Raw genomic sequence first — 23,928 nt, 5'->3', positions numbered from 1 at the left:
ACGACAGCACGTCAGGAGCGCACGGCCGAGTGGGGAGAGGGACCGCGTGAAGTACACGATCACCGTGCCGGGCTCGACGGCGAACCTCGGCCCCGGCTTCGACACCTTCGGCATGGCGCTGGGGCTGTACGACGTCGTCGAGGTCGCCGTGGCCGGGTCCGGCCTCACGATCGAGGTCCGCGACGCCGGGGCGGGGGACATGTCGGAGGTCCCCACGGACGACACCCATCTGGTCGTGCGCGCGTTGCGGCGGGCCTGCACGTATCTCGGGGTGGACGTGCCGGGGCTGTGGCTGCGCTGCCACAACGCCGTCCCGCATTCCCGGGGTCTCGGGTCGTCCGCCGCGGCGGCCGTGGCGGGGGTGGCCGCGGGATACGCCCTGGCGGGCAAGGATCTCGACGACACGGCGCTGCAGCTGGCCGCCGAGTTCGAGGGGCACGCCGACAACGCCGCCGCGAGTCTGCTGGGCGGGTTCGTGGTGGCCTGGCAGGACGAGGGGGCGTTCCACGCCCAGCGGCTGACACCACACCCGTCCCTGCGGCCCGTGGTGGCGGTCCCGGACGACCGCTCCTCCACGGGGCGCACGCGGGGACTGCTGCCGGACACCGTCCCGCACGCGGACGCCGCGTTCGCCGCGAGCCGCAGCGCACTCGCCGTGCACGCGATCACTACGCGCCCGGACCTGTTGTCGGTGGCCACGCAGGACCGGTTGCACCAGGACTACCGGGAACCGGCGTTCCCCGCCACGGTCCGGCTCGTGCGGGCGCTGCGGGCCCGTGGCGTGGCCGCGGCGGTCTCCGGCGCGGGGCCCTCGGTGTTCGCGCTGACGACGACGGGAATACTCCCGCCCGAGGTCGACGTTGACGGATTCGACGTCTTCGAACTGCCCGTCGACCGGGACGGCGTGCGGGTGACGGTGGGCTGACACCGGCCGATCCGGTGCAGGAACGAACACCGCCCCGGCGCGGCCCGGGCCGGGTGGCGACAGCGCCTCGTCGCGCACCGTGCGGCGTGAGCCACACCACGTGGGGGGTGGTTGTTGCACCCGGACCGGCGGCGGTCTACCCTCGGAGGCGTTCGGTCACCGTGCATTCCCGCACCTGGTATTCACGGATCTCCTCCGGAGCGGATTGTCCGCTCTCTCTCGCGGGTGTCCGGTGGACGCGGTGACCGGCCCTGTCTCGTGCCGGCGGTTCCTCCGCTCGTGTTCTCGCAACCTCGGCGTCGGATCCGTCTGCACAGGGACCCCATACGCCGTCTCGCAATTCGGACGCGGGCGGCGGTCCGCTGGTTCACGCGTGGAGGCGTGGACCGGTCAGGAAGGACATGTGTGAGCAACACCGATCTTTTGAGTGGCGACGTGGAGCCTCAGTCGGCATCGGGCTCGGGGGAACAGTCGTCGCAGTCCAACGGTTCGGCCACGTCCCCGAAGCGGCGTCCCGGTGGCCTGTCGGGCATGGTGATCGCCGAGCTTCGCGCGCTGGCGACCGAGTTGGGCATCGGCGACACCACGGGCATGCGCAAGGGCGATCTGATCGCCGCGATCCGTGAGCGTCAGGGCAAGAGCAAGCGCGGCAGGAACGACGAGGATGACGCGGATTCCGGCCACGCCGACACCTCAGGGGCCGGGAAGGGGTCCGCTGCCACGGATTCGGGTGCGGGCCCGTCGAGCGCGGGGAAGGCGGAGAACGTGGGGAAGGCGGAGAACGCGGGGAAGGCCGAGGACTCCGCCGGCACCGCGGCCGCGACGTTGCCGCTGGACGGGATGAGCGACTCCCCGGACGCCGGCGCCCGGAGCGGTTCGGAGTCCGCGGCCGGAGGGACGGAGACCGGTTCGGGCGGGTCCCCGGACGGTGGCTCCCCGGACGGGGAAGGCCGGTCCTCCGGGACCGGACGCGGTGACCGTCGGTCCGGCGAGGGCAAGTCGTCCGGCGAGGGCGCGCAGGAGGACGGCGGCGGTTCCGGCCGTTCCGGCAGGCGCCGTCGCGGTTCCGGCCGTGGCGGGGGGTCCGCGGGGAACGCCGGTTCCGGCGACACCTCCGGCTCCACCCGCACGGACGAGGAGTCCGGCAGGCAGAAGGGCGACGGCTCGGGGGACGGCTCGACCGGCCAGCGGGACGGCGACCAGCGCAGGCAGAACGGCAACCAGGGCCGCCAGAACAACGCGGGCGGCCAGGGTGGTCAGGGCGCCCAGAGCGGTCAGGGTGCAGACGACGACGAACGCGGCGGCCGTCGCGGCCGCCGGTACCGCGACCGCAAGCGGCGCGGCCGGGGCGAGGGCGGCGGTGGCACCGACACCGACGTCCGCGAGGACGACGTTCTGCTCCCCGTCGCCGGGATCCTCGACGTGCTGGAGAACTACGCGTTCGTGCGCACCTCGGGGTACCTGCCCGGGCAGAACGACGTCTACGTCTCGATGTCGCTGGTGCGCAAGCACGGGTTGCGCCGCGGCGACGCGATCACCGGGGTCGTCCGGCAGCCGCGGGAGGGCGAACAGCAGCGGCAGAAGTTCAACCCGCTCGTGCGGGTGGACTCGGTCAACGGCCTCGACGCGGACGTCGCGAAGAAGCGGGCCGAGTTCCACAAGCTGACTCCGCTCTACCCCAACGAGCGACTGCGGCTGGAGACCACGCCGAACAAGATGACCACCCGGGTCATCGACCTGGTGATGCCGGTCGGCAAGGGACAGCGTGCGCTGATCGTGTCCCCGCCGAAGGCGGGCAAGACCACGATCATGCAGGACGTCGCGAACGCGATCACCACGAACAACCCCGAGTGCCACCTGATGGTCGTGCTCGTGGACGAGCGGCCCGAAGAGGTCACCGACATGCAGCGGTCGGTCAACGGCGAGGTGATCGCCTCGACGTTCGACCGTCCGCCGTCGGACCACACCTCGGTGGCCGAGCTGTCCATCGAGCGGGCCAAACGGCTGGTCGAGATGGGGCACGACGTGGTGGTGCTGCTCGACTCGATCACCCGCCTCGGCCGGGCCTACAACCTGGCCGCCCCGGCGTCCGGCCGGATCCTGTCCGGTGGTGTGGACTCCACGGCGCTGTTCCCGCCGAAGCGGTTCCTCGGCGCGGCGCGCAACATCGAGGGCGGCGGGTCGCTGACCATCTTCGCCACGGCGATGGTGGAGACGGGATCCACCGGCGACACGGTGATCTTCGAGGAGTTCAAGGGCACCGGCAACGCCGAGCTCAAGTTGGACCGCAAGATCGCCGAGCGGCGGGTGTTCCCCGCGGTGGACGTCAACCCGTCCGGCACCCGGAAGGAGGAGCTGCTGCTCTCGCCGGACGAGCTCGGTGTGACGCACAAGCTGCACCGGGTGCTGCACGCGCTGGACACGCAGCAGGCGATCGACCTCCTGCTGGACCGGCTGCGCAAGACGAAGACGAACGCCGAGTTCCTGATGCAGGTCTCCAAGACCACGCCCGGTGCGGAGGAGGACTGACACCTCCCACCGGGCAGGTGCGGCGACGGTTTCCGCCGGGTACCCGGAATACGGGTCCCGGCGGGGACGTTGCTCCGAGTCTGGCAGACTTGTTCCGCTACACGTCCGGCACCGGTTCACCCCGGCACGCCCGTTCCGGCGTCCCGGGGATCCGGCGGCCATCTCCAGAGAGGACACCATGAAGAGCGGTATTCACCCCGACTACGTGACCACCACGGTCACGTGCGGTTGCGGCAACAGCTTCACCACCAGGAGCACCAGTGAGACCGGCTCCATCCAGGTCGAGATCTGCTCCGCGTGCCACCCGTTCTACACCGGCAAGCAGAAGATCCTGGACACCGGCGGCCGCGTGGCCCGGTTCGAGGCCCGGTACGGCAAGCGCCGCGGCAAGGGCTCGAACGACCAGTAGCTCCGACGACGGCGCCCGCTCCCGACCCGCGACGCGGCCGGGAGCGGGCGCCGTTTTTCTCAGTCACCCGGGAAAGGTCGGCACGAGGAAGGTGGGGCCGTGGATTCGAGCTCACTGCGGACGCTGCTCGACGAGTACGCCGAACTGGAACAGCAGCTCGCGGACCCGGCCGTGCACGCCGACCAGACCCGCGCCCGCAGGTTGGGGCGTCGCTACGCCGAACTGGCGCCCGTGGTCAAGACGCTGAACGAGCTGGAGACCGCGCGGTCGGACCTGGGCACCGCGCGCGAGCTCGCCGCGGAGGACGACTCGTTCGCCGAGGAGGCCGAGCAGCTGGCGCGGACGGTGCCCGCACTCGAATCCCGGCTCACCGAACTGTTGCTGCCCCGCGATCCACACGACGCCTCGGACGTCGTCATGGAGATCAAGTCGGGGGAGGGCGGCGAGGAGTCCGCCCTGTTCGCGGGGGATCTGCTGCGGATGTATCTGCGTTACGCCGAACGGGAGGGCTGGAAGGCCGAGATCCTGGACGCCACGGAGTCCGAGCTGGGCGGGTACAAGGACGTGACGGTGTCACTGAAGAGTCGCGGCACCGAGGCCGACGGCGTCTGGGCCAGGATGAAGTTCGAGGGCGGGGTGCACCGTGTCCAGCGCGTGCCCGCCACCGAGTCGCAGGGCCGCATCCACACCTCCGCGGCGGGGGTGCTCGTCTACCCCGAACAGGAGGAGGTCGAGGTGGAACTCGACATGAACGACCTCCGGATCGACGCGTTCCGCTCGTCCGGACCGGGTGGGCAGAGCGTGAACACCACCGATTCCGCGATCCGTGTGACCCACCTGCCGACCGGCGTCGTGGTCTCCTGCCAGAACGAGAAGTCCCAGATCCAGAACCGTGCGCGGGCCATCCGGGTCCTGCACGCGCGGTTGCAGGCCATGGCCGAGGAGGAGGCCGAGGCCCGGGCCGCGGAGGACCGTCGTTCCCAGGTGCGCACCGTCGACCGTTCGGAGCGGGTGCGCACCTACAACTTCCCGGAGAACCGCATCTCCGACCACCGGATCAACTACAAGGCCTACAACCTGGACCAGGTCCTCGAAGGTGAGCTGACCGGCGTGCTCGACGCCCTGCGCGCCGCCGACCGGGCCGAGCGCATGGCCGACTCCGGGGTGTGAGCGCGGCCGGTGCCGTCCCCCGGTGCGCCGGAGGAGCGCGCACGGGCGCGTGACAAGCTGGGTGCGTGCGAAGACTGGCACTGCGACTGGCGATCCTGGAGGCGACGCGGACCCTCGAACAGGCGGGGGTGGAATCGGCCCGCACGGACGCGGAGCTGATCGCCGCCCACGTGCTCGACGTCGAACGCGGCCGACTCCCGCTCATCCCGTTGGTGGATCCGCCCGTGGTGGAGGCGATCCGGGATCTGGTCGCGCGCCGGGCACGACGGGTGCCGTTGCAGTATCTGCTCGGCCACGCCGCGATGGGCGGCATCACCGTCGAGGTCGGCGCCGGTGTGTTCGTCCCCCGTCCGGAGACCGAGCTCCTGCTCGACTGGGGGCTGCGCCTGATCGCCGAACGCCGGTACCCGGTGGTGGTGGACCTGTGCACCGGGTCGGGGGCCCTGGCCCTGGCCGCCGCGCACGCCCGGCCGGACGCCGTGGTGTACGCCCTGGACAACGACCCGGACGCGCTCGGGTGGGCACGGCACAACGCCGACGCCCGGGCGCAAGAGGGCGACACCCCGATCCGGTTGTACTCCGGGGACGTGGCCGACCCGTCCGTGTTCGCGGAACTGGACGGGCTCGTCGACCTGGTGCTGTGCAATCCGCCGTACGTCCCCGAGGGCACGCCGGTTCCCCCGGAGGTGGCCGGATTCGACCCGCCGGCGGCGGTGTTCGCCCCGGGCGGCGGCCTGGACGTGATCCGGGACGTGGTGGCGATGGCGACGCGGCTGTTGCGCCCGGGTGGGGGGATGGCGATCGAGCACGACGACAGCCACGCGCGCACGGTGCCGCCGCTGCTGCTGGCCCGGTCGGTGCTGACCGACGTCACCGAGCACACCGACCTCGCCGGGCGTCCCCGGTTCGTCACCGCGCGTCGGGTGTGAGCCGGCGACCGCCTCCGGTCGGGATGGCGCCCGCGCCGGGTGGCGGGACACGGCACGCGGGGGCCGGAACCGGATCGCTAGGCTTGGCCGGCATGAGTGCGGTGTACGAGTGTGACGACCCGGCCGCCCGTGCGGAGGGGCTGAAGGCGGCCGCCGCGGCGGTGCGTTCCGGCAGGCTCGTCGTCCTGCCCACCGACACGGTGTACGGGATCGGGGCGGACGCCTTCGACTCCGCCGCGGTGCGGGCGCTGCTGCGGGCCAAACGGCGCGGACCGGACATGCCGGTCGGCGTCCTCGTCGGTTCGTGGTCCACAGTGGATGGACTGGTGCTGGGCGTCTCGCGCGAGGCCCGTGCGTTGATCGAGGCGTTCTGGCCCGGTGACCTCTCCCTCGTGCTGCCGCACGCACCCAGCCTGCAGTGGGACCTCGGTTCCACGCGCGGGACGGTCATGCTGCGGATGCCGCTGCACCCGGTCGCCCTCGAACTGCTGCGCGAGGTCGGGCCGATGGCGGTCTCCAGCGCCAACGTCTCCGGGATGCCCCCCGCGGCGACGGCGCGGGAGGCGAGCGACCAGCTCGGCGACTCGGTCGCCGTCTACCTCGACGGCGGTCCCAGCGGCGAACCGGTGGCGTCCACGATCGTGGACCTCACCGGGCCGCACCCGGTGATGCTGCGGGAGGGGCCGGTCACGGCCGACGCGGTGTCCGAGGTGCTCGGCGTCGAGGTCGGCCCGGCGCGGTGACCGTGCAGGGTGGCGATAGCGTTACGGGCCGTGTTCCCTTCCCCCGTCGCCCGTCGGAGTTGAGTCGGTCGTGAACTCCGCCGTGTCCGCCGGGCTGCCCATCCGCGAGTACGTGCTCGTGGGGCTCGTCTCGGCCGTGCTGACCTTCCTGCTCACCGCCGTGGTGCGGCGGTTCGCCCTCCGGGTGCGAGCCGTCGCCGTCCCCCGCAAGCGGGACGTCCATGTCGCGCCGATGCCCCGGATGGGTGGAGTCGCGATGTACTTCGGTGTGCTGGGGGGCATGGCGATGGCCCACCAGCTCCCGGTGTTGCGTCGTGCGTTCGAGTACTCCTACGACCCGGTCGCCGTCCTCATCGGGGGCGGGGTGATCGTCCTGATCGGCGCACTGGACGACCGGTTCGAACTCGACGCCTGGACCAAGCTCGCCGGCCAGGTGATGTGTGCGGGCATTCTCGTGCTCTTCGGGGTGCAGTGGGTGTCGTTGTGGGTGCCCTGGGGGGGTGACCCGGACGCACTCGGTCAGGTGCTCATGTTCGACCGCAACCAGGGCGGCCTGCTGGCCGTCGTCCTCGTGGTGGTCATGGTCAACGCGATGAACTTCGTCGACGGGCTGGACGGGCTCGCCGGCGGCCTCGGCTTCATCGCCGCGGCGGCCACGTGCGCCTTCTCACTCGGGCTGCTGGCGTCCTCCGGCGGCGACGTCGGCACCTACCCGCCCGCCCTGATCGCCGCCACCCTCGCGGGCGCGTGCCTGGGATTCCTCCCGCACAACTTCCAGCCCGCGCGGATCTTCATGGGCGACTCCGGGTCGATGATGATCGGGCTGATGCTCGCCGCCGCGAGCACGTCCGCCTCCGGCCGGATCAACTACAGCTCCTTCGACGCCACCGACGTCGTGGCGCTGCTGTCCCCGCTGTTCGTCGTGGCCGCGGTGCTGTTCCTGCCGTTGCTGGACCTCATCCTCGCCGTCGTGCGGCGCACCCGGCGGGGGGAGAGTCCGTTCGCGGCGGACAAGATGCATCTGCACCACCGGCTGCTGGAGATCGGGCACTCCCAGCGGCGGGCGGTTCTGTTGATCTACCTGTGGGCGGGGCTGCTGGCCTTCGGCGCCGTCGCGGTCACCCTGTTCGACACCGCCGCCGTGTTCTGGCTCACCTGCGCGGGTCTGTTGGCCGCGGCGGCGGTGTCGCTCGTTCCGCGGTTGCGACGGCAACGCGCACGTGATCCCGCCTAGTCTGGAGCGGACGGAGGAGCGGACGACAGCCATGAGTGGAACGAGCGGGGTGCCCGACGTGAGCGGAGGCGACGACGCGGTGACCGGGGACCGGGACACCGACGCCGAGGTGGCCGCCGAGCACGCGCGCTCGGTGTACGCGCTGGCCGCGGCGATGCTGCGCTGGGGGCTGCGGCTGGCCGTGCCGACGTCGCTGATCACTGTGGCGATCGCCACTCTCGTGGCGGGCGGGCCGGGGCTCGCCGGTGCCGGGTTCGGGGTCGTGCTGGGCTTCGGCTCGGCGCTGGTCACCCTCATGATGATGCGGCTGGCCGCGCGCCGACCCGTGAACGCGCTGCTGGGGTTCGCCCTGGGTGGCTACGGGATCAAGATGGCGGCACTGCTGCTGGTCATGCTGGTGCTCGACGGCGTGGACACGGTCAGCCGTCCCGCCCTGGCCTTCGGCATGCTGGTGGCCGTGGTGGCCTGGGCGGCCGGGGAGGTCGTCGCGTTCCTGCGCACGCGCACACCGACGATCGTCGTCCCGACCACCCGGTCGGCCCCGTCGTCTCACTCCATGGAGTGAAAGAGGCGGCGCCGCCGTCGATCGGGACGAATCAGGAGTACGGGCGTACGGCTTGCCGGACGCTCCTGGTAGGGTCCGCGCCAGGTCCCATCCCCGTGCGGGGGATGCCCTGCACGGTGCCGGAGTCGTATCCGGTACGTTAAGTCCAGGTTTGTGACGATTCCCCCGGCGGAGTGAACGCCGGCCGGGAGAACCGGAAGGAGCCCAGTTGGGCGCGCTGGTACGAGCCGCGGGTGACGAATTCACGCCGCCGACGGCGGAGGCCTTCGATCTGCCGCCGATCTTCGCCGGGATCACCAAGCCCATGGTGCTCGCCGTGCTGTCGGTGGTCATCATCGCAGGCTTCTTCCTGCTGACCACCCGGAAGATGAGCGTGGTGCCGGGTAAGGGCCAGTTCCTCGCCGAGTCCCTCTACGACTTCGGACGCAACAACATCGCGCGGGAGCAGATCGGCGCGGGCGACTTCCTCCGCTTCGTTCCGCTGATCCTGACGCTGTTCACCTTCATCCTGGTGAACAACCTCTTCGGGATCGTGCCGATCCTGCAGTTCCCGACGATGTCGCACATCGGGTTCCCGCTCGCGCTCTCGGCGCTGGTGGTCTACCCCGTGTACCACTACGCGGGGATCCGCAAGCACGGGGTCGGGGCATACCTGAAGAACCAGCTGTTCCCGCCGGGGGCGCCGAAGCCGGTGTACCTCCTGCTCGCACCGATCGAGTTCTTCACGAAGTTCATCATGAACCCGATCACGCTGGCGATCCGGGTGTTCGCCGCGATGTTCGCGGGCCACCTGCTCATCATGCTGTTCGCGGTCTCCGCGGAGTACCTGCTGCTGCACGGTGGCGGCTTCCTCAGCGTGATCTCCGCCTTCTCGTTCGCGGGAGCGCTGGCGGTGACGTTCATCGAGGCGCTCATCATGGTGATCCAGGCGTTCATCTTCGCGTTGTTGTCGGCCAACTACATCGGGGCGGCGCTGGCCGAGTCGCACTAGTCCTCCCCGGTGGAGCCGTCGCCGACGCGCAACGACGCGGAGGTGGCGATCCTTCGACACCCAGGCAAAACCTCCGTTAACCGAACACGGACGAAGTTGGAAAGGGAATTCACGTGAGCAGCTCCATGCTTCTTGCCCAGCAGGCCGCCGAGACCGACATCAACTCCGGTCTGGCCGTCATCGGCTACGGCCTCGGTGCCATCGGTGGTGGTATCGGCGTCGGGATGATCTTCTCGTCGGTCATCAGCGGCACCGCGCGTCAGCCCGAGGCGCAGGGCAAACTGATGAACATCGCGTTCACCACGTTCGCCCTGGTCGAGGTGCTCGCGCTGCTCGGGTTCGTTCTCTTCTTCCTCGCGTGACGGGTTCACCCGCACGGGCTGTGAGTAACCAGACGAAGTGGAGACGGCGATGATTCTGGCGCAGGAAGCAGAGTACAACCCTGTTCTTCCGCACGTATCCGAGATCATCATCGGTCTTGTCGCTTTCCTCCTGCTGCTGTTCGTCATCACGAAGTTCGTGAAGCCGCGCTTCGAGAAGCTCTACGAGGAGCGGGCAGCCAAGATCGAGGGCGGTATCGAGAAGGCCGAGAAGGCACAGGCCGAGGCCGAGCAGGCGCTGGCGCACTACAAGGCGCAGCTGGCCGAGGCCCGTGGTGAGGCCGCCAAGATCCGCGACGACGCGCGGGCGGAGGCCGAACAGATCAGGGAGGAACTGCGCGGGCAGGCCGAGGAGGAGGCGCGCCGGATCGTCGCGCAGGGTGAGGCCCAGCTCCAGGCCCAGCGGGCCCAGCTGGTGGCCGAACTCCGCGAGGAGCTCGGGCGCAACGCCGTCACCCTGGCCGGTCGCATCGTCGGTGAGTCCCTCGAGGACGAGGCCCGTCGTCGGGGCACCGTCGACCGGTTCCTCGACGAGCTCGACGCCAGTGGCAACGGTTCGGCCGGAGCAAGGAAGTAGGTCGCTGGATGACGCTGCATGCCGCGAGCCGTGAGGCTCTGGACTTCGCCGGGAACCGTCTCGACGAGGTGCTCGGCGACGCGGGCTCCGACCCGTCCGCCGTCGGGGAAGAGCTGCTCTCCGTGGTGGACCTGCTCACCGGGGAGAGCGGGCTCCGCCGGGCCGTCTCGGACGGCTCGACGGACCCGGAGGCCCGCAAGCGGCTGGTCGACTCCCTGCTGCGGGACAAGATCTCCGGCCCCGCGCTGACGGTGCTGCAGACCGTGGTCGGCAGCCGGTGGTCGAACCCCCGTGAGCTCCTCGACGGGGTGGAGCACCTCGGCCGCACGGCGCTGCTCGTCGGCGCGGAGAAGGCGGACAAGCTCGACACCGTCGAGGACGAGCTGTTCCGCTTCGCCCGTATCCTGGTGAACAGGCCGGAGCTGGAGCGTGTGCTGGGTGACCGGTCGGCCTCCGCCGAGGCGAAACGGGGGCTGGTCCGCCAGCTCGTGGCCGACAAGGTCGACCCGATCAGCAAGGTGCTCCTGGAGCAGGTGGTGCTGCGGCCCGGTGGGCGGTCCGTCGCGGAGAGTGTCGACGGCCTCGTCGAGATGGCCGCGGCACGCCGGGACCGGGCGGTGGCCCGGGTCACCAGTGCGACCGAGCTGACCGCCGAACAGCGGGAACGACTGGCCGCACAACTGGGCCGGGTGTACGACCGGCCGATCGCCCTGCATGTGGCGCTCGATCCGGAGCTCGGCGCGGGACTGGTCGTGCGGGTCGGTGACGAGGTGATCGACGGCAGTGCCGCCGGCCGGTTGGACGCGGTGCGCAGGCAACTCGCCGGGTGAGCGGGCCGGGCACATGACACATACTTTGCAGACTGGCAAGAACGAAGTGAGAGCGGGAACGACATGGCGGAGCTGACGATCTCCTCGGATGAGGTCGCCAACGCGATCGAGAACTACGTCTCGAGTTATTCCCCGGACGTGAGCCGGGAAGAGGTCGGCGTCGTCGTCGACACCGGCGACGGTGTGGCCCACGTCGAGGGGCTGCCGTCCACCATGGCCAACGAGCTGCTGGAATTCCCCGGCGGCATCCTCGGCGTCGCCCAGAACCTCGACCCGCGCCAGATCGGTGTCGTGATCCTCGGTGACTTCAACTCGGTCGAGGAGGGCCAGGAGGTCAAGCGCACCGGCCGGATCCTGTCGGTCCCGGTCGGGGAGAACTTCCTCGGCCGTGTCATCGACCCGCTCGGAAAGCCGATCGACGGCCTGGGCGACATCGAGTCGACGGAGCGCCGGGCGCTGGAGCTGCAGGCCGCCTCGGTCGTCGAGCGGCAGCCGGTGGACGAGCCGCTGCAGACCGGCATCACGGCGATCGACTCCATGACCCCGATCGGCCGGGGACAGCGCCAGCTGGTGATCGGTGACCGCAAGACCGGCAAGACGGCGGTCTGCGTCGACACGATCATCAACCAGAAGGAGAACTGGGAGAGCGGCGACCCCGCCAAGCAGGTGCGCTGCATCTACGTCGCGATCGGCCAGAAGGGCTCGACGATCGCGGCGGTGCGCAAGTCCCTGGAGGACGCGGGCGCGATGGAGTACACGACCATCGTCGCGGCGCCGGCGTCGGACTCGGCGGGCTACAAGTGGCTGGCGCCCTACTCGGGCTCCGCGCTGGGGCAGCACTGGATGTACGACGGCAAGCACGTGCTGGTCGTGTTCGACGACCTCACCAAGCAGGCCGAGGCGTACCGTGCGATCTCGCTGCTGCTGCGTCGTCCGCCGGGCCGGGAGGCCTACCCCGGTGACGTCTTCTACCTGCACTCCCGCCTGCTGGAGCGGTGCGCGAAGCTGTCGGACGAACTGGGTGGTGGCTCGCTGACCGGCCTGCCGGTGATCGAGACCAAGGCCAACGACATCTCGGCCTACATCCCCACGAACGTCATCTCGATCACCGACGGGCAGTGCTTCTTCCAGTCGGACCTGTTCAACTCCGGGCAGCGGCCCGCGGTCGACGTCACCACGTCGGTCTCCCGGGTCGGCGGTGACGCGCAGATCAAGGCGATGAAGAAGGTCGCCGGGTCGCTGCGGATCGACCTGTCCCAGTACGAGGAGCTCAAGGCGTTCTCCGCGTTCGCCTCCGACCTGGACGCCGCGTCGAAGGCGCAGCTGGACCGCGGTGCCCGGCTGTACGAGCTGCTCAAGCAGCCGCAGTACGCGCCGGTCCCGGTCGAGCAGCAGGTCGTGACGGTGTACCTGGGCACCAACGGACATTTCGACGACGTTCCCGTCGACGACACCGCCCGGTTCAACAGCGAGTTCCTGGACACCCTCCGGCACAAGGACGCCGGGGTGCTCAGCGAGATCCGGGAGAAGGGTCAGTGGACCGACGAGCTGGCCGACCGGACGGTCGCCGCGGTGAACGAGTTCAAGAAGGAGTTCACCACCTCGGAGGGCACCTCCCTGGTCGGCGACGAGTCGGTCGATCCGATGGACGCCGGCAAGGTGGGTCAGGAGTCCGTGAAGGTGCACCGCTCCGCCGAGCAGGAGAAGTAGGCGTCCCATGACTGCGCAGCTCCGTGAGCTCCGGCAGAAGGTCCGGGCCACCAAGTCGATCGGGAAGATCACCAAGGCGATGGAGCTCATCGCCACGTCGCGCATCAGCAAGGCGCAGGCGAGGGTGGAGTCCGCGCGCCCGTACGCCTCGGAGATCACCAACGTGCTCTCCGCACTGGCGGGCGCGTCGACCAGCCTCGACCACCCGTTGCTGGTCGAGCGGCCGAACCCGGAACGGGTCGCGGTCCTCGTGGTCACCAGTGACCGGGGTCTGGTCGGGGGCTACAACGCCAACGTGCTGCGTGCCACCGAGGAGCTGCTGGCGCTGCTGCGGGAGCAGGGAAAGCAACCCCAGCTCTATGTCATCGGCAACAAGGGCGTGAACTACTACACCTTCCGCAACCGCGAGATCGCGGGGCAGTGGACCGGCTTCTCGCAGAAGCCGGGCTACGAGAATGCCGCCGAGGTCGGCGAGACGCTGGTCGGCGAGTTCATGGCCGGCGCCGAGGACGGGGCCGGTGCCGAGGGTGTGCGAGGTGTGGACGAGCTGCACATCGTCTACACCGAGTTCCGGTCGATGCTCACCCAGACACCGGTGGCCAAGCGCATCGCCCCGCTCGAGGTGGAGTACACGCGGGAGGAGAGCATCCCGCCCGCGTACGAGTTCGAGCCGAACGCCGACCAGTTGCTGGGCGCGATCCTGCCGAAGTACATCAACACGCGGATCTTCGCCGCGCTGCTGGAATCGGCGGCTTCCGAGCTGGCGGCGCAGCGCAACGCGATGAAGTCGGCGTCGGACAACGCCAGTGAGCTCGTCGAAACCTACAGCCGCCAGGCGAACCAGGCCCGCCAGGCGCAGATCACCCAGGAGATCAGCGAAATCGTCGGTGGGGTCAACGCACTCGCCGCCACAGGAAGTGATGTGTAAGCCATGACTGCCGTGCAGGACACAGCAACCAAGGGACGGATCGTCTCCGTCACCGGGCCGGTCGTCGACGTCGAGTTCCCCCGCGGCTCGATTCCGGAGCTGAACAACGCTCTGAAGGCCGAGATCGAGTTCTCGGAACTGCGCAAGACGGTGACGCTGGAGGTCGCCCAGCACCTCGGGGACAACCTGGTGCGCACGATCTCGCTGCAGCCGCAGGACGGTCTGGTCCGTGGCACCGAGGTGACCGACACCGGCGGACCGATCTCCGTGCCGGTCGGGGAGAAGGTCAAGGGCCACGTCTACAACGCGCTCGGCCAGTGCCTCGACCAGCCCGGCTACGGCGAGGACCTGGAGCACTGGGGGATCCACCGGAACCCGCCGGCGTTCGACCAGCTGGAGGGCAAGACCGAGATCCTGGAGACCGGGCTGAAGGTCATCGACCTGCTGACCCCGTACGTCCAGGGCGGCAAGATCGGTCTGTTCGGTGGCGCCGGTGTGGGCAAGACGGTGCTGATCAAGGAGATGATCACCCGTGTCGCCCGGAACTTCGGCGGTAGTGCGGTGTTCGCCGGTGTCGGCGAGCGCACCCGTGAGGGCACCGACATGTTCCTGGAGATGAGCGAGGACGGCGTCATCAACGACACCGCGCTCGTCTTCGGGCAGATGGACGAGCCGCCGGGCACCCGTCTGCGGGTGGCGCTGTCCGCGCTGACCATGGCGGAGTACTTCCGCGATGTGCAGAACCAGGACGTGCTGCTGTTCATCGACAACATCTTCCGGTTCACCCAGGCGGGCCAGGAGGTCTCCACCCTGCTCGGCCGGATGCCGTCGGCGGTGGGCTACCAGCCGACGCTGGCCGACGAGATGGGCGTGCTGCAGGAGCGGATCACCTCCACCCGGGGCCGGTCGATCACCTCGATGCAGGCGATCTACGTCCCGGCGGACGACTACACCGACCCCGCCCCGGCGACCACGTTCGCGCACCTGGACGCCACCACGGAGCTGTCCCGGTCGGTGTTCCAGAAGGGCATCTTCCCGGCGGTGGACCCGCTGGCCTCCAGCTCGACCATCCTCGACCCGGCGATCGTCGGGGACGAGCACTACCGGGTCGCCTCCGAGGTCATCCGGATCCTGCAGAAGTACAAGGAGCTGCAGGACATCATCGCGATCCTCGGTATGGACGAGCTGTCCGAGGAGGACAAGCTCACGGTGAACCGGGCCCGCCGCATCGAGCGGTACCTGTCGCAGAACATGCTCGTCGCCGAGGTGTTCACCGGGCAGCCGGGCTCCACCGTGCCGCGGTCGGAGACGATCGAGGCCTTCGACAAGATCACCAAGGGCGAATTCGACCACTACCCGGAGCAGGCGTTCCTGGGTATCGGCGGTCTCGAGGACCTCGAGAAGAAGTACAAGGAAATCACCGGCAAGTGAGTTCCGCGGACGGCGGGGCGCATCCAGGGATGGAAGTGCCCCGTCGTTCGTGTCTCACCGGCGTGCCGATGCGCCGGTGCGCCCGGCTACACTGGGCGGAACGCGGGACGAGAAGGAGAACTTCGTGGCGGAGATGTCGGTCGAGCTGGTGGCGGTGGAGCGCCGCCTGTGGTCGGGCACGGCCAGTTTCGTCGTGGCGCAGACGACGGAGGGCGAGATCGGTGTGATGGCCGGACACGAGCCGGTCCTCGGACAGCTCGTCGAGGGCGGCATCGTGAAGGTGACCACCACCGACGGAGAGACAATCACCGCCGCGGTGCACGGGGGTTTCCTGTCCGTCACGAGTGACAGCGTGAGCGTGCTGGCCGAGTCCGCGGAGCTCGGTGAGGAGGTCGACGTGGACCGGGAGCGTGCGGCGCTCGCCGAGTCGGACGACGCCGAGCGCGCGAGAGCGACCGCGCGGCTCCGGGCGGCCGGTCAATCGGTCTGACCCGGCGACGACGAGCGGGAGCGTGCCATGGACGTCAGCACACTGGCCCTGGTGCTCCTGCTCGGGTCGCTGGTCGTCGCCGTCTGGTACGCGCTGCGCTGGCTGCGGATGCGCCGGTACGGCGGGGTCAGCGTCGCCCTGCGCTGGGATCCCGACCGCGAGCGGTCGGGGTGGCACCTGGGGATCGGCCGCTACCGGGGTGAGGAGTTCCTCTGGTACCGCGTCTGGAGCCTGCGGACCGGCCCCGACCGGGTGTACCCGCGGGATTCCCTCCGGATCGCCGGCAGGCGGGAGCCGGTCGGCAGCGAGTCGTACGCCGTCCCCGCCGGTTCGACGGTGTTGCGGTGCGAGACCACCGACCGGGGGTCCGTCGAGATCGCGATGGGTCCCGGCGCGTTGACCGGCTTTCTCTCCTGGCTCGAGTCCTCCCCGCCGGGGCGCCGCGTCCCGCGGGCGAGTTGACCCCGGAGCGCCCGCCTGTGCGGGCGTCCGGGGTGAGACCGGCCCGGGCGGGCCGGTGTTCGCCGTGGGTCCGTGTTCGCCGTGGGTCAGTGTTCGCCGCCGGGCCGCCACAGGACGTCGCCGTCCGGGTTCGCGACCCGGGCGAGGATGAACAACAGGTCGGACAGGCGGTTCAGGTACTTCACCGCGAGCGGGTTGCTCGTGTCCGGCTCGGCCTCCAGCAACGCCCATCCGGAGCGTTCCGCGCGCCGGGCGACGGTGCGCGCCTGGTGCAGCAGCGCGGCACCGGCGGTGCCGCCCGGCAGGATGAACGAGGTCAGCTTCCCGACCCGCTCGTTGAACTCGTCGCACCAGCCCTCGAGGCGCTCGATGTAGCTCTCGGTCACCCGCAGCGGCGGGTACTCGGGGTTCTCCACGACCGGGGTGCTGAAGTCGGCGCCGACGTCGAAGAGGTCGTTCTGCACGGACCGGAGCACGGTCGCGAGTTCCTCGGGGAGGTTACCGGTGGCCAGGGCGACGCCGAGGACGGAGTTGGTCTCGTCGACGTCCGCGTAGGCGCCGAGGCGGGGGTGGGTCTTCGGCACGCGGCTCCCGTCGCCGAGTGCGGTGGTGCCGTTGTCACCGACCCGGGTGTAGACACGGTTGATCCGTACGGACATGTCCCGCAGTCTACGGACCGGGTCGCACCCGGGATCCGCACCACATCGGCGTGCGGCGGGCGCGGTGCGGGCACTATCGTCCCCGGATGTCCGGACGTTTCACTCGTTGCCGGGTTGTGACCGTTCCCGCCGTAACGAGTGCCCCAGCGCACAGGGGGGAACCCCGCCGGGCAGGATGGGCCACCATGAGCGAGCACTTCGACGTGTACGGCGGTGCGCGTCTGGTCGGCGAGGTCGGGGTTGTCGGCGCCAAGAACAGCGTGTTGAAGCTGATGGCCGCCGCCCTGCTCGCCGAGGGGACGACGACGATCCGCAACTGTCCCCAGATACTCGACGTCCCGCTGATGGCGGACGTCCTGCGCAGCGTCGGATGCGAAGTGGACACCGAGGGGGACGTGGCGCGGATCACCACGCCCGCCGAGTTGTCGCACCACGCGGACACCGCGGCGATGGGCAAGCTCCGGGCGTCGGTCTGCGTGCTCGGCCCGCTCGTGGGCAGGCTGAAGAAGGCCGTGGTGGCGCTGCCGGGCGGGGATGCCATCGGTTCCCGGCCGCTCGACATGCACCAGAACGGGCTGCGCAAACTGGGGGCCACGAGCGCCATCGAACACGGCTGTGTCGTCGCCGAGGCCGACCGGCTGCACGGCGCCCAGATCTGGCTGGACTTCCCGAGCGTCGGCGCCACGGAGAACATCCTGATGGCCGCCGTGCTCGCCGAGGGCACCACCGTGATCGACAACGCGGCGCGGGAGCCGGAGATCATCGATCTGTGCGTGATGCTCAACGAGATGGGCGCGCACATCGAGGGCGCCGGGACGTCCACGTTGACCGTGGAGGGGGTGGAGACCCTTCACCCGACCGAGCACCACGTGATCGGGGACCGGATCGTCGGGGCGACCTGGGCCTTCGCCGCCGCCATGACCCAGGGGGACGTGACGGTCACCGGCGTCAACCCGCACCATCTCGACCTGGTGCTGGAGAAGCTCCGCCTGGCGGGCGCGGAGATCACCACGTTCGACGACAAGGGTTTCCGCGTCGAGATGCTCGGCAGGCCGCGGTCGGTGGACTTCGTGACGCTGCCCTATCCCGGTTTCGCCACCGACCTGCAACCGTTCGCCGTCGCGCTGTCCGCGGTGTCCGAGGGCACCTCGATGATCACGGAGAACGTCTACGAGGCGCGGTTCCGGTTCATCGAGGAGATGATCCGGCTCGGCGCGGACGCGCGCACCGACGGCCACCACGCGGTCGTGCGCGGGGTGGACAAGCTCTCCAGCGCCCCCGTGTGGGCCTCGGACATCCGCGCGGGCGCGGGGTTGGTGCTCGCCGGCCTGTGTGCCGAGGGGGTCACCCAGGTGTGGGACGTCTTCCACATCGACCGTGGCTACCCGGACTTCCTGGCGAACCTGAGTGGACTGGGCGCCCGGGTCGACCGGGTCGATACGGACCCGGACCGGGTGGCGGGGGACGAGGCGGTCTGAGGCCCTCAGCCGTCGGCGGCGAGGGCGGCCCCGAAGCCGAGGAGGGTGGTGCCGGTGGCGACGTCCAGACCGCGCCGCACCCTCCTGCGCCGCATCCACGCCCGGACCCGGTGGACGAACACCACCAACAGCACCAGCCACAGGGTGCCGAGCACGGCCATCGTGTAGGCCAGCAGCAGGGTGTCGCCCGTGGTGCTGGTGACCGGGTCGATGAACTGCGGGAGGATGGACAGGTAGAGCGCGAGGACCTTGGGGTTGGTCACGTTCGACAGGAAGCCCTCGCGCAGTCTCCGGAACCCGCTCGCGCCGGCCCCCGCCTCGTCGAGACGGTCGTAGTCGCCGCGCCAGGCCGACCGGATGGCCTGGATCCCGAGATAGCTCAGGTAGAGCACGCCGAGCCAGCGCAGGGTGGTGAAGACCGGCTGCGATCCCACGATCAGGGTGCCGAGTCCGAAGGCGACCGCGGTGCCCTGGACGAGGTGCCCGGCGGCGACCCCGGTGGAGGCCAGCAGCCCGCCGCGGAATCCGCCCGCGAACGAGTTCTTCAGGGTGACCACCGTGTCGGGTCCGGGTGCGAGCACCACGAGGATCACGACGACGAGGTAGCTCCCGTACACACTCCAGGTCACGTCCGCCAACCCTAACGGTGACGGGGACGGTGCCCGCCCACCTCCACCGCCGGGGCGGCCGGACCGGACTTTCCGAGGGTTGGGTCGCACACCCGCGCGGACTACCGTCGGGGCATGGGTGAGTACGAGCACGTCCTCGTGCAACGGCGGGACGAGACCGTCACGATCACGATGAACCGTCCGCGGCGACGGAACTCGCTGTCCGAACCGCACCTGCGCGAGCTGCTGCGGGCGTTCCGGGAGACCGCGGAGACGGACGCGGCGGGGATCGTGCTCGCGGGTGCCGGGCCGGTGTTCTCCGCCGGGCACGACTTCGGCGACGTGGCCGGGCGCGACCTCACCGGCGTGCGCGCGCTGCTGGGGACGTGTACCGACCTGATGCGGGCGATGCGGTCGGCGCCGCAGGTGGTGCTGGCCCGCGTGCACGGGCTCGCGACGGCCGCCGGATGCCAGCTGGTGGCCTCGTGCGATCTCGCGGTGGCGGCCGAGTCCGCGGGTTTCGCCCTGCCCGGCGGCAGGGGAGGCTGGTTCTGCCACACGCCCGCCGTACCGGTGGCGCGGTCGGTCGGCCGGAAACGGCTGATGGAGATGGCGCTGACCGGGGACACGGTGGACGCGGCCACGGCACGGGAGTGGGGGCTGGTGAACCGGGTGGTCCCCGACGACGACCTCGACGACGCCGTCACCGACCTGCTCGGCCGCGCCACCCGCGGCAGCCGCGCGAGCAAGGCCCTCGGCAAGCGCACCCTGTACGCCCAGCTCGACCGTCCCGAGGACGACGCCTACGCGCTGGCCCAGGAGGTCATGGCCTCGGCCGCGCACCTCCCCGGTGCCCGCGAGGGCATGGCCGCCTTCCTGGAGAAGCGCCCCCCGACCTGGCCCGACTGACCCCCGCGAGTCCCCGCCCGGTGCCTGCGAGTCGACACCCGGTGCCCGCGAGTCGACACCCGGTGCCTGTGAGTTGTCGTCGGGCGGCCGTGGGTCGACCCGGGTGAGGCCGGATCAGGTGCCGCGTTCCCACAGCAGCAGGAGGGTGTAGGCGGCGATCGACTGGGCATCGGTGATCTCGCCGCCCGCCACCCTCGCCTCGAACTCCGCACGGGTGAACCACGCGGTGCGCATGTCCTGTTCCTCGTGCTCCCGGGCGGCCGCACCCTGCGTGAGACCGGTGGCGAGGAAGGCCCGGCCGCGTTGACTGGCCAGGCCGGGGGCGACGTCGAGCAGTCCGAGTTCGACGAGCCGTCGCGCGGACAGCCCGGTCTCCTCCCGCAGCTCCCGTGCGGCCAGCTCGGCCGGGGCGAGCTCGCTGAGGCCGGGTGCGGTGCCCTGGGGGAACTCCCACCGGCGCAGCCCCAGCGGGTAACGGAACTGTTCGACCAGCTGCAGCCGGTCCCCGTCGAGGGGGATGACGAGCGCGTAGTCCTGCTTGTCGACGACGCCGTAGATGCCGTCGGAGCCGTCGTCGCGGCGGACGGCGTCCTCGCGCACGGTCATCCAGTCGTTCGCGTAGACCTGCCGGGAGGAGCGTTGTTCCATGGCCGTGATTGTCGCGACGCGGACACCGACGGGACACGCCGGGGACCTGTCGGTGCGTCGTCGGATCCGGTCCCCTAGTCTCTCCGCGTGCGTTTGGTGATCGCCCGGTGCCAGGTCGACTACGCCGGTCGTCTGACGGCCCATCTGCCCATGGCGACCCGGCTGCTTCTCGTCAAGGCGGACGGGTCCGTGTCGGTGCATTCCGACGACCGTGCCTACAAGCCGTTGAACTGGATGAGCCCGCCGTGCTGGCTGATCGAGGACGGCAACCTCTGGATCGTGGAGAACAAGGCGGGGGAGAAGCTCGTCGTCACGATCGACACGGTGTTCGACGAGGTCCGGCACGATCTCGGTGCGGAGCCCGGGCTGGTCAAGGACGGGGTGGAGTCCCACCTGCAGGAACTGCTCGCCGAGCACATCACCACCCTCGGCGCGGGATACTCGCTGGTGCGCCGGGAGTACCCGACCGCCATCGGTCCGGTCGACATCCTCGCCCGCGACGCCGACGGTGCGGCGGTGGCCGTCGAGATCAAACGCCGCGGGGAGATCGACGGGGTCGAGCAGCTCACCCGGTACCTGGAGCTGTTGAACCGCGACCCGCTGCTGGCCCCGGTGCAGGGCGTGTTCGCCGCGCAGCAGATCCGGCCGCAGGCCCGTACGCTGGCGGAGGACCGCGGCATCCGGTGTGTCACGCTCGACTACGACGGCCTGCGCGGTATCGAGACCGACGACCTCCGGCTGTTCTAGGGGCGGTGCCTTCCGGACCGGTCGTCGACCGGTGTTCGGGCGACTCCCCACACACGACGGTGGGGAAGGCGATACCGTGCCCGCCGTGATGAGTCGTGTCCGCCGACAGGGGTCGGTGCTGGGGGTCGTGCTGCTCGGGGTGGTGGCGGGCTGCTCGGGTGAGGATCTGTCCAAGGTGAACTACGAGCGCACCACGGTGGGGGCCGAGGCGCGGGCGGACGGGGGCGAGGTGCCGTCCGGGCCGATCGACGACCCTGCCGTGACGCAGGAGGCGTTGCGCGCGGTGGACCCGTGCGCGCTGCTGGACGGGCCCGCGGTGGCCGGCCTGACCGCGGCGGAGGACGCGCGGGAGGTCGACTGGGGTGTCTGCCGCCGTCCGATGCTCGACGCGGAGGGCAGGCAGGTCAGTATCTGGGTCGACCTCGGGGAGACGAACGCCTCGCCCTCGGACGCGTCGGGCGGCGTCGGCGGACTGCCACTGGTGGAGCTCAGCAACGACGGGACCTGCTACATGACGGCGGTGACCGAGACGGACCAGGAGCTCGGCATCTCGGTGTGGGCCGACTACGACACCGACGTCGGTGTCGCCTGCGACACCGGGACGTCGGTGCTGCGCGGGGTCGTCGAGGTGCTGCGCACCGGCCCGCCCCGGTACCGGGCGCCGGCCGACTCGCTGGTGAACGTCGACCCCTGCACCCTGGTGACGGCCGAGATGCTGGGGCACGCCTTCGACGGCGAGGTGATCCTGCGCCGCGCGGGCCTGCACGGCTGCGTGTTCGAGCAGGACCGGGCCACCCTCCGACTGACCATGCGCGTCGGATACCCGGTCGATCCGGAGGAGGGGACCGAGGTCGCGCTCACCGACCGGGTGACCGCGGTGGCCGAGAAGGGCGACGGGGACATGCTCGAGTGCGACCTCTCCTGGCGGCACCGGAAGGTCGCCGAGTACGACACGGAGCTGGTGGAGCTGTCGTACTACGCCCACCCGGACACGCCCGGGAACGAGGCGGCCTGCGAGCGGGTCGCCGGGGTCGCGAGGGGGGTCGCGGCGGCGATTCCGGGGGCCTGACCGCCTCCGCCCGGTCGCGACGCTGCCGTCCGGGTTCACGTTGACTACGTTGGGACACGGAGGTCGGTGCCACCCGTCCGTACACAGTCGTACGCAGTCGTGCCCCGGAGGTAACCGTGAAGAAGATCCTCAACGACCCCGAGACGGTGGTCACCGACTCGCTCAGGGGGCTCGCCGCCGCCCACGGGGACCTGCTCCGGGTGGAGTACGAGCCCACGTACGTGGTGCGGGCGGACGCCCCCGAGCGGACCCGGGGTGTCGCGGTGATCTCCGGCGGCGGTTCCGGGCACGAGCCGTTGCACACCGGCTTCGTCGGACACGGGATGCTGCACGCCGCCGTGCCCGGTCCGGTGTTCACCTCACCCACCCCGGACGCGGTGCAGGCCGCGATCTCGGCCACCACCGGGTCCCCCGGGGGGCTGCTGTTGGTGAAGAACTACACCGGCGACGTGCTGAACTTCGAGACGGCGGCGGAGCTGGCCTCCGCCGACGGTCTGGACGTGCGCACGGTGGTCATCGACGACGACGTCGCGGTGTCCGACTCCACCTTCACCGCGGGCAGGCGCGGCGTGGGCGGCACGGTGCTGCTGGAGAAGATCGTCGGCGGCGCCTCCGAGCGGGGGGACACGCTCGACGACGTCGAGGCGGTGGCACGCAAAGTGGTGGACCGGGTGCGCTCGGTCGGCGTGGCCCTGACGGCACCGACCGTGCCGCACGTCGGCGAACCGAGCTTCGAGCTGGGCCCCGACGAGATCGAGTTCGGCATCGGCATCCACGGCGAGCCCGGCCGCGAGCGGATCCCGATGGAGAACGCCGAGACCCTCGTCGACCGGATGGTCAGCGCCGTGGCCACCGACCTCCCGCTCTCCGGCGGGGACGACGTGCTGCTGTTCACCAACTCGATGGGGGGAACGCCGCCGCTGGAGACCTACCTCGCGCACGGCATCGCCGAGCGGAAGCTGGCCGACCGCGGCATCAGTGTCACCCGGCGGCTCGTCGGCCCGTACATCACGAGCCTGGAGATGCAGGGGCTGAGCATCACCGTGCTCCGGCTCGACCGTGAGCTGGCCGACCTCTGGGACGCCCCCGTCACCACACCCGCACTGCGCTGGGGGGCGTGATGGCCTGTGGCGCGGACGAGGTCGCCGGGGCGGTGCGGGCCGCGGCGGCGACCGTGGCCGAGCACCGGACGGAACTGACCGATCTGGACCGTCCGATCGGCGACGCCGACCACGGCGAGAACCTGCACCGCGGATTCACGGCGGTGCTCGCGGGGCTGGAGACGGTCCCGGAGACGCCCGGGGCGGTGCTCAAGCTGGCCGCCACCACGCTGATCTCCAAGGTGGGTGGGGCGGCGGGCCCGCTGTACGGGACGGCGTTCCTGCGGGCCGCCACGATCGTGGGCGGGACGGAGCGGCTGGACGCCGGGGAACTGGCCGCCGCGCTGCGGGCCGCACTGGACGGTGTCGTCGGCCGGGGCAAGGCCGAGGTCGGCGACGCCACGATG

Annotated in this window: 26 protein-coding genes; 23 read left to right on the top strand and 3 right to left on the bottom strand. The window is 70.6% G+C overall.

Features of this window, described 5'->3' with window-relative positions:
* Positions 1-46 precede the first annotated feature (46 nt).
* From thrB to SACPADRAFT_RS0205685, 17 genes are all read left to right on the top strand, one after another.
* On the top strand, positions 47-925 hold the full coding sequence (thrB, locus tag SACPADRAFT_RS0205765) for a homoserine kinase (protein WP_007023392.1): 879 nt from the start codon (positions 47-49) through the stop codon (positions 923-925).
* Between the two features lie 405 nt (positions 926-1,330).
* Positions 1,331-3,454 (top strand): transcription termination factor Rho, encoded by a 2,124-nt coding sequence (gene rho / locus SACPADRAFT_RS0205760; RefSeq protein ID WP_007023391.1) that lies wholly within the window; start codon positions 1,331-1,333, stop codon positions 3,452-3,454.
* A gap of 178 nt (positions 3,455-3,632) precedes the next feature.
* The gene (gene rpmE, locus SACPADRAFT_RS0205755) at positions 3,633-3,863 is read left to right on the top strand and encodes a 50S ribosomal protein L31 (protein ID WP_007023390.1); all 231 of its coding nucleotides are present in this window, start codon (positions 3,633-3,635) and stop codon (positions 3,861-3,863) included.
* 99 nt (positions 3,864-3,962) lie between these two features.
* Positions 3,963-5,033, top strand: a complete 1,071-nt coding sequence (gene prfA / locus SACPADRAFT_RS0205750) for a peptide chain release factor 1 (RefSeq protein WP_007023389.1) — start codon at positions 3,963-3,965, stop codon at positions 5,031-5,033.
* 65 nt (positions 5,034-5,098) lie between these two features.
* Positions 5,099-5,962, top strand: coding sequence for a peptide chain release factor N(5)-glutamine methyltransferase (prmC, locus tag SACPADRAFT_RS0205745; RefSeq protein WP_007023388.1), 864 nt, complete (start codon positions 5,099-5,101; stop codon positions 5,960-5,962).
* A 92-nt stretch (positions 5,963-6,054) separates the two neighbouring features.
* Positions 6,055-6,705: an L-threonylcarbamoyladenylate synthase gene (locus SACPADRAFT_RS0205740; RefSeq protein WP_007023387.1), complete on the top strand. Its 651-nt coding sequence runs from the start codon at positions 6,055-6,057 to the stop codon at positions 6,703-6,705.
* Between the two features lie 70 nt (positions 6,706-6,775).
* Positions 6,776-7,939, top strand: coding sequence for a glycosyltransferase family 4 protein (locus SACPADRAFT_RS0205735; RefSeq protein ID WP_007023386.1), 1,164 nt, complete (start codon positions 6,776-6,778; stop codon positions 7,937-7,939).
* 31 nt (positions 7,940-7,970) lie between these two features.
* Complete coding sequence (locus SACPADRAFT_RS25770) at positions 7,971-8,504, top strand: hypothetical protein (protein WP_007023385.1); 534 nt, start codon at positions 7,971-7,973, stop codon at positions 8,502-8,504.
* A gap of 208 nt (positions 8,505-8,712) precedes the next feature.
* Entirely contained in the window at positions 8,713-9,495 is a 783-nt protein-coding gene (gene atpB / locus SACPADRAFT_RS0205725) for a F0F1 ATP synthase subunit A (protein ID WP_007023384.1), read from the top strand.
* Between the two features lie 125 nt (positions 9,496-9,620).
* A complete protein-coding gene (locus tag SACPADRAFT_RS0205720) occupies positions 9,621-9,857 on the top strand; it encodes an ATP synthase F0 subunit C (RefSeq protein WP_007023383.1) in 237 nt (78 codons plus the stop codon).
* Between the two features lie 49 nt (positions 9,858-9,906).
* Positions 9,907-10,452: a F0F1 ATP synthase subunit B gene (locus SACPADRAFT_RS0205715; protein ID WP_007023382.1), complete on the top strand. Its 546-nt coding sequence runs from the start codon at positions 9,907-9,909 to the stop codon at positions 10,450-10,452.
* Between the two features lie 8 nt (positions 10,453-10,460).
* A complete protein-coding gene (locus SACPADRAFT_RS0205710; protein WP_007023381.1) occupies positions 10,461-11,282 on the top strand; it encodes a F0F1 ATP synthase subunit delta in 822 nt (273 codons plus the stop codon).
* A gap of 63 nt (positions 11,283-11,345) precedes the next feature.
* The gene (gene atpA / locus SACPADRAFT_RS0205705) at positions 11,346-12,992 is read left to right on the top strand and encodes a F0F1 ATP synthase subunit alpha (protein WP_007023380.1); all 1,647 of its coding nucleotides are present in this window, start codon (positions 11,346-11,348) and stop codon (positions 12,990-12,992) included.
* A 7-nt stretch (positions 12,993-12,999) separates the two neighbouring features.
* Positions 13,000-13,920, top strand: a complete 921-nt coding sequence (locus tag SACPADRAFT_RS0205700; RefSeq protein WP_007023379.1) for a F0F1 ATP synthase subunit gamma — start codon at positions 13,000-13,002, stop codon at positions 13,918-13,920.
* A 3-nt stretch (positions 13,921-13,923) separates the two neighbouring features.
* A complete protein-coding gene (gene atpD, locus SACPADRAFT_RS0205695; protein WP_007023378.1) occupies positions 13,924-15,351 on the top strand; it encodes a F0F1 ATP synthase subunit beta in 1,428 nt (475 codons plus the stop codon).
* Positions 15,352-15,475: 124 nt separating this feature from the next.
* Positions 15,476-15,841 (top strand): F0F1 ATP synthase subunit epsilon, encoded by a 366-nt coding sequence (locus SACPADRAFT_RS0205690; protein ID WP_007023377.1) that lies wholly within the window; start codon positions 15,476-15,478, stop codon positions 15,839-15,841.
* A 27-nt stretch (positions 15,842-15,868) separates the two neighbouring features.
* Positions 15,869-16,303: a DUF2550 domain-containing protein gene (locus SACPADRAFT_RS0205685; protein ID WP_007023376.1), complete on the top strand. Its 435-nt coding sequence runs from the start codon at positions 15,869-15,871 to the stop codon at positions 16,301-16,303.
* An 86-nt stretch (positions 16,304-16,389) separates the two neighbouring features.
* On the opposite strand, the gene SACPADRAFT_RS0205680 is transcribed toward SACPADRAFT_RS0205685, so the two are convergent.
* Positions 16,390-16,962, bottom strand: a complete 573-nt coding sequence (locus SACPADRAFT_RS0205680; RefSeq protein ID WP_007023375.1) for a cob(I)yrinic acid a,c-diamide adenosyltransferase — start codon at positions 16,960-16,962, stop codon at positions 16,390-16,392.
* A gap of 185 nt (positions 16,963-17,147) precedes the next feature.
* Between SACPADRAFT_RS0205680 and murA the strand changes: the two genes are divergently transcribed.
* Positions 17,148-18,440: a UDP-N-acetylglucosamine 1-carboxyvinyltransferase gene (murA, locus tag SACPADRAFT_RS0205675; protein ID WP_007023374.1), complete on the top strand. Its 1,293-nt coding sequence runs from the start codon at positions 17,148-17,150 to the stop codon at positions 18,438-18,440.
* A 5-nt stretch (positions 18,441-18,445) separates the two neighbouring features.
* Here the strand turns inward: murA and SACPADRAFT_RS0205670 are convergent, their stop codons facing one another.
* Positions 18,446-19,069, bottom strand: coding sequence for a LysE family translocator (locus tag SACPADRAFT_RS0205670; protein WP_007023373.1), 624 nt, complete (start codon positions 19,067-19,069; stop codon positions 18,446-18,448).
* 114 nt (positions 19,070-19,183) lie between these two features.
* On the opposite strand from SACPADRAFT_RS0205670, the gene SACPADRAFT_RS0205665 reads away from it, so the two are divergent.
* Entirely contained in the window at positions 19,184-19,957 is a 774-nt protein-coding gene (locus SACPADRAFT_RS0205665) for an enoyl-CoA hydratase-related protein (RefSeq protein WP_007023372.1), read from the top strand.
* A 114-nt stretch (positions 19,958-20,071) separates the two neighbouring features.
* Here SACPADRAFT_RS0205665 and SACPADRAFT_RS0205660 read toward each other — a convergent pair whose 3' ends face one another.
* On the bottom strand, positions 20,072-20,605 hold the full coding sequence (locus SACPADRAFT_RS0205660; RefSeq protein WP_007023371.1) for an NUDIX domain-containing protein: 534 nt from the start codon (positions 20,603-20,605) through the stop codon (positions 20,072-20,074).
* A gap of 87 nt (positions 20,606-20,692) precedes the next feature.
* Between SACPADRAFT_RS0205660 and nucS the strand changes: the two genes are divergently transcribed.
* From nucS to SACPADRAFT_RS0205640, 4 genes are all read left to right on the top strand, one after another.
* Positions 20,693-21,352 carry an endonuclease NucS gene (nucS, locus tag SACPADRAFT_RS0205655; protein WP_007023370.1) on the top strand — a complete coding sequence of 220 codons (660 nt, stop codon included), beginning with the start codon at positions 20,693-20,695 and terminating at the stop codon, positions 21,350-21,352.
* Between the two features lie 88 nt (positions 21,353-21,440).
* Entirely contained in the window at positions 21,441-22,421 is a 981-nt protein-coding gene (locus SACPADRAFT_RS0205650; protein ID WP_007023369.1) for a hypothetical protein, read from the top strand.
* Positions 22,422-22,537: 116 nt separating this feature from the next.
* Positions 22,538-23,542 (top strand): dihydroxyacetone kinase subunit DhaK, encoded by a 1,005-nt coding sequence (gene dhaK / locus SACPADRAFT_RS0205645; RefSeq protein ID WP_007023368.1) that lies wholly within the window; start codon positions 22,538-22,540, stop codon positions 23,540-23,542.
* On the top strand, positions 23,542-23,928 hold a 387-nt coding region (locus SACPADRAFT_RS0205640), incomplete at its 3' end, for a DAK2 domain-containing protein (RefSeq protein ID WP_007023367.1). The genes dhaK and SACPADRAFT_RS0205640, both read left to right, overlap by 1 nt.

The organism is Saccharomonospora iraqiensis subsp. paurometabolica YIM 90007, from assembly GCF_000231035.2.
GTDB classification, from domain to species: domain Bacteria; phylum Actinomycetota; class Actinomycetes; order Mycobacteriales; family Pseudonocardiaceae; genus Saccharomonospora; species Saccharomonospora paurometabolica.
This window is presented reverse-complemented; position numbering and strand designations above follow the sequence as displayed.

Excerpts from the sequence above, each read along its gene's own strand:
- rpmE (WP_007023390.1), top strand. The coding sequence starts at position 3,633 with ATGAAGAGCGGTATTCACCCCGACTACGTGACCACCACGGTCACGTGC.
- SACPADRAFT_RS0205740 (WP_007023387.1), top strand. The coding sequence starts at position 6,055 with ATGAGTGCGGTGTACGAGTGTGACGACCCGGCCGCCCGTGCGGAGGGG.
- SACPADRAFT_RS25770 (WP_007023385.1), top strand. The coding sequence starts at position 7,971 with ATGAGTGGAACGAGCGGGGTGCCCGACGTGAGCGGAGGCGACGACGCG.
- SACPADRAFT_RS0205720 (WP_007023383.1), top strand. The coding sequence starts at position 9,621 with ATGCTTCTTGCCCAGCAGGCCGCCGAGACCGACATCAACTCCGGTCTG.
- SACPADRAFT_RS0205715 (WP_007023382.1), top strand. The coding sequence starts at position 9,907 with ATGATTCTGGCGCAGGAAGCAGAGTACAACCCTGTTCTTCCGCACGTA.
- SACPADRAFT_RS0205710 (WP_007023381.1), top strand. The coding sequence starts at position 10,461 with ATGACGCTGCATGCCGCGAGCCGTGAGGCTCTGGACTTCGCCGGGAAC.
- atpA (WP_007023380.1), top strand. The coding sequence starts at position 11,346 with ATGGCGGAGCTGACGATCTCCTCGGATGAGGTCGCCAACGCGATCGAG.
- SACPADRAFT_RS0205700 (WP_007023379.1), top strand. The coding sequence starts at position 13,000 with ATGACTGCGCAGCTCCGTGAGCTCCGGCAGAAGGTCCGGGCCACCAAG.
- atpD (WP_007023378.1), top strand. The coding sequence starts at position 13,924 with ATGACTGCCGTGCAGGACACAGCAACCAAGGGACGGATCGTCTCCGTC.
- SACPADRAFT_RS0205685 (WP_007023376.1), top strand. The coding sequence starts at position 15,869 with ATGGACGTCAGCACACTGGCCCTGGTGCTCCTGCTCGGGTCGCTGGTC.
- SACPADRAFT_RS0205680 (WP_007023375.1), bottom strand. The coding sequence starts at position 16,962 with ATGTCCGTACGGATCAACCGTGTCTACACCCGGGTCGGTGACAACGGC.
- murA (WP_007023374.1), top strand. The coding sequence starts at position 17,148 with ATGAGCGAGCACTTCGACGTGTACGGCGGTGCGCGTCTGGTCGGCGAG.
- SACPADRAFT_RS0205665 (WP_007023372.1), top strand. The coding sequence starts at position 19,184 with ATGGGTGAGTACGAGCACGTCCTCGTGCAACGGCGGGACGAGACCGTC.
- SACPADRAFT_RS0205660 (WP_007023371.1), bottom strand. The coding sequence starts at position 20,605 with ATGGAACAACGCTCCTCCCGGCAGGTCTACGCGAACGACTGGATGACC.
- SACPADRAFT_RS0205650 (WP_007023369.1), top strand. The coding sequence starts at position 21,441 with ATGAGTCGTGTCCGCCGACAGGGGTCGGTGCTGGGGGTCGTGCTGCTC.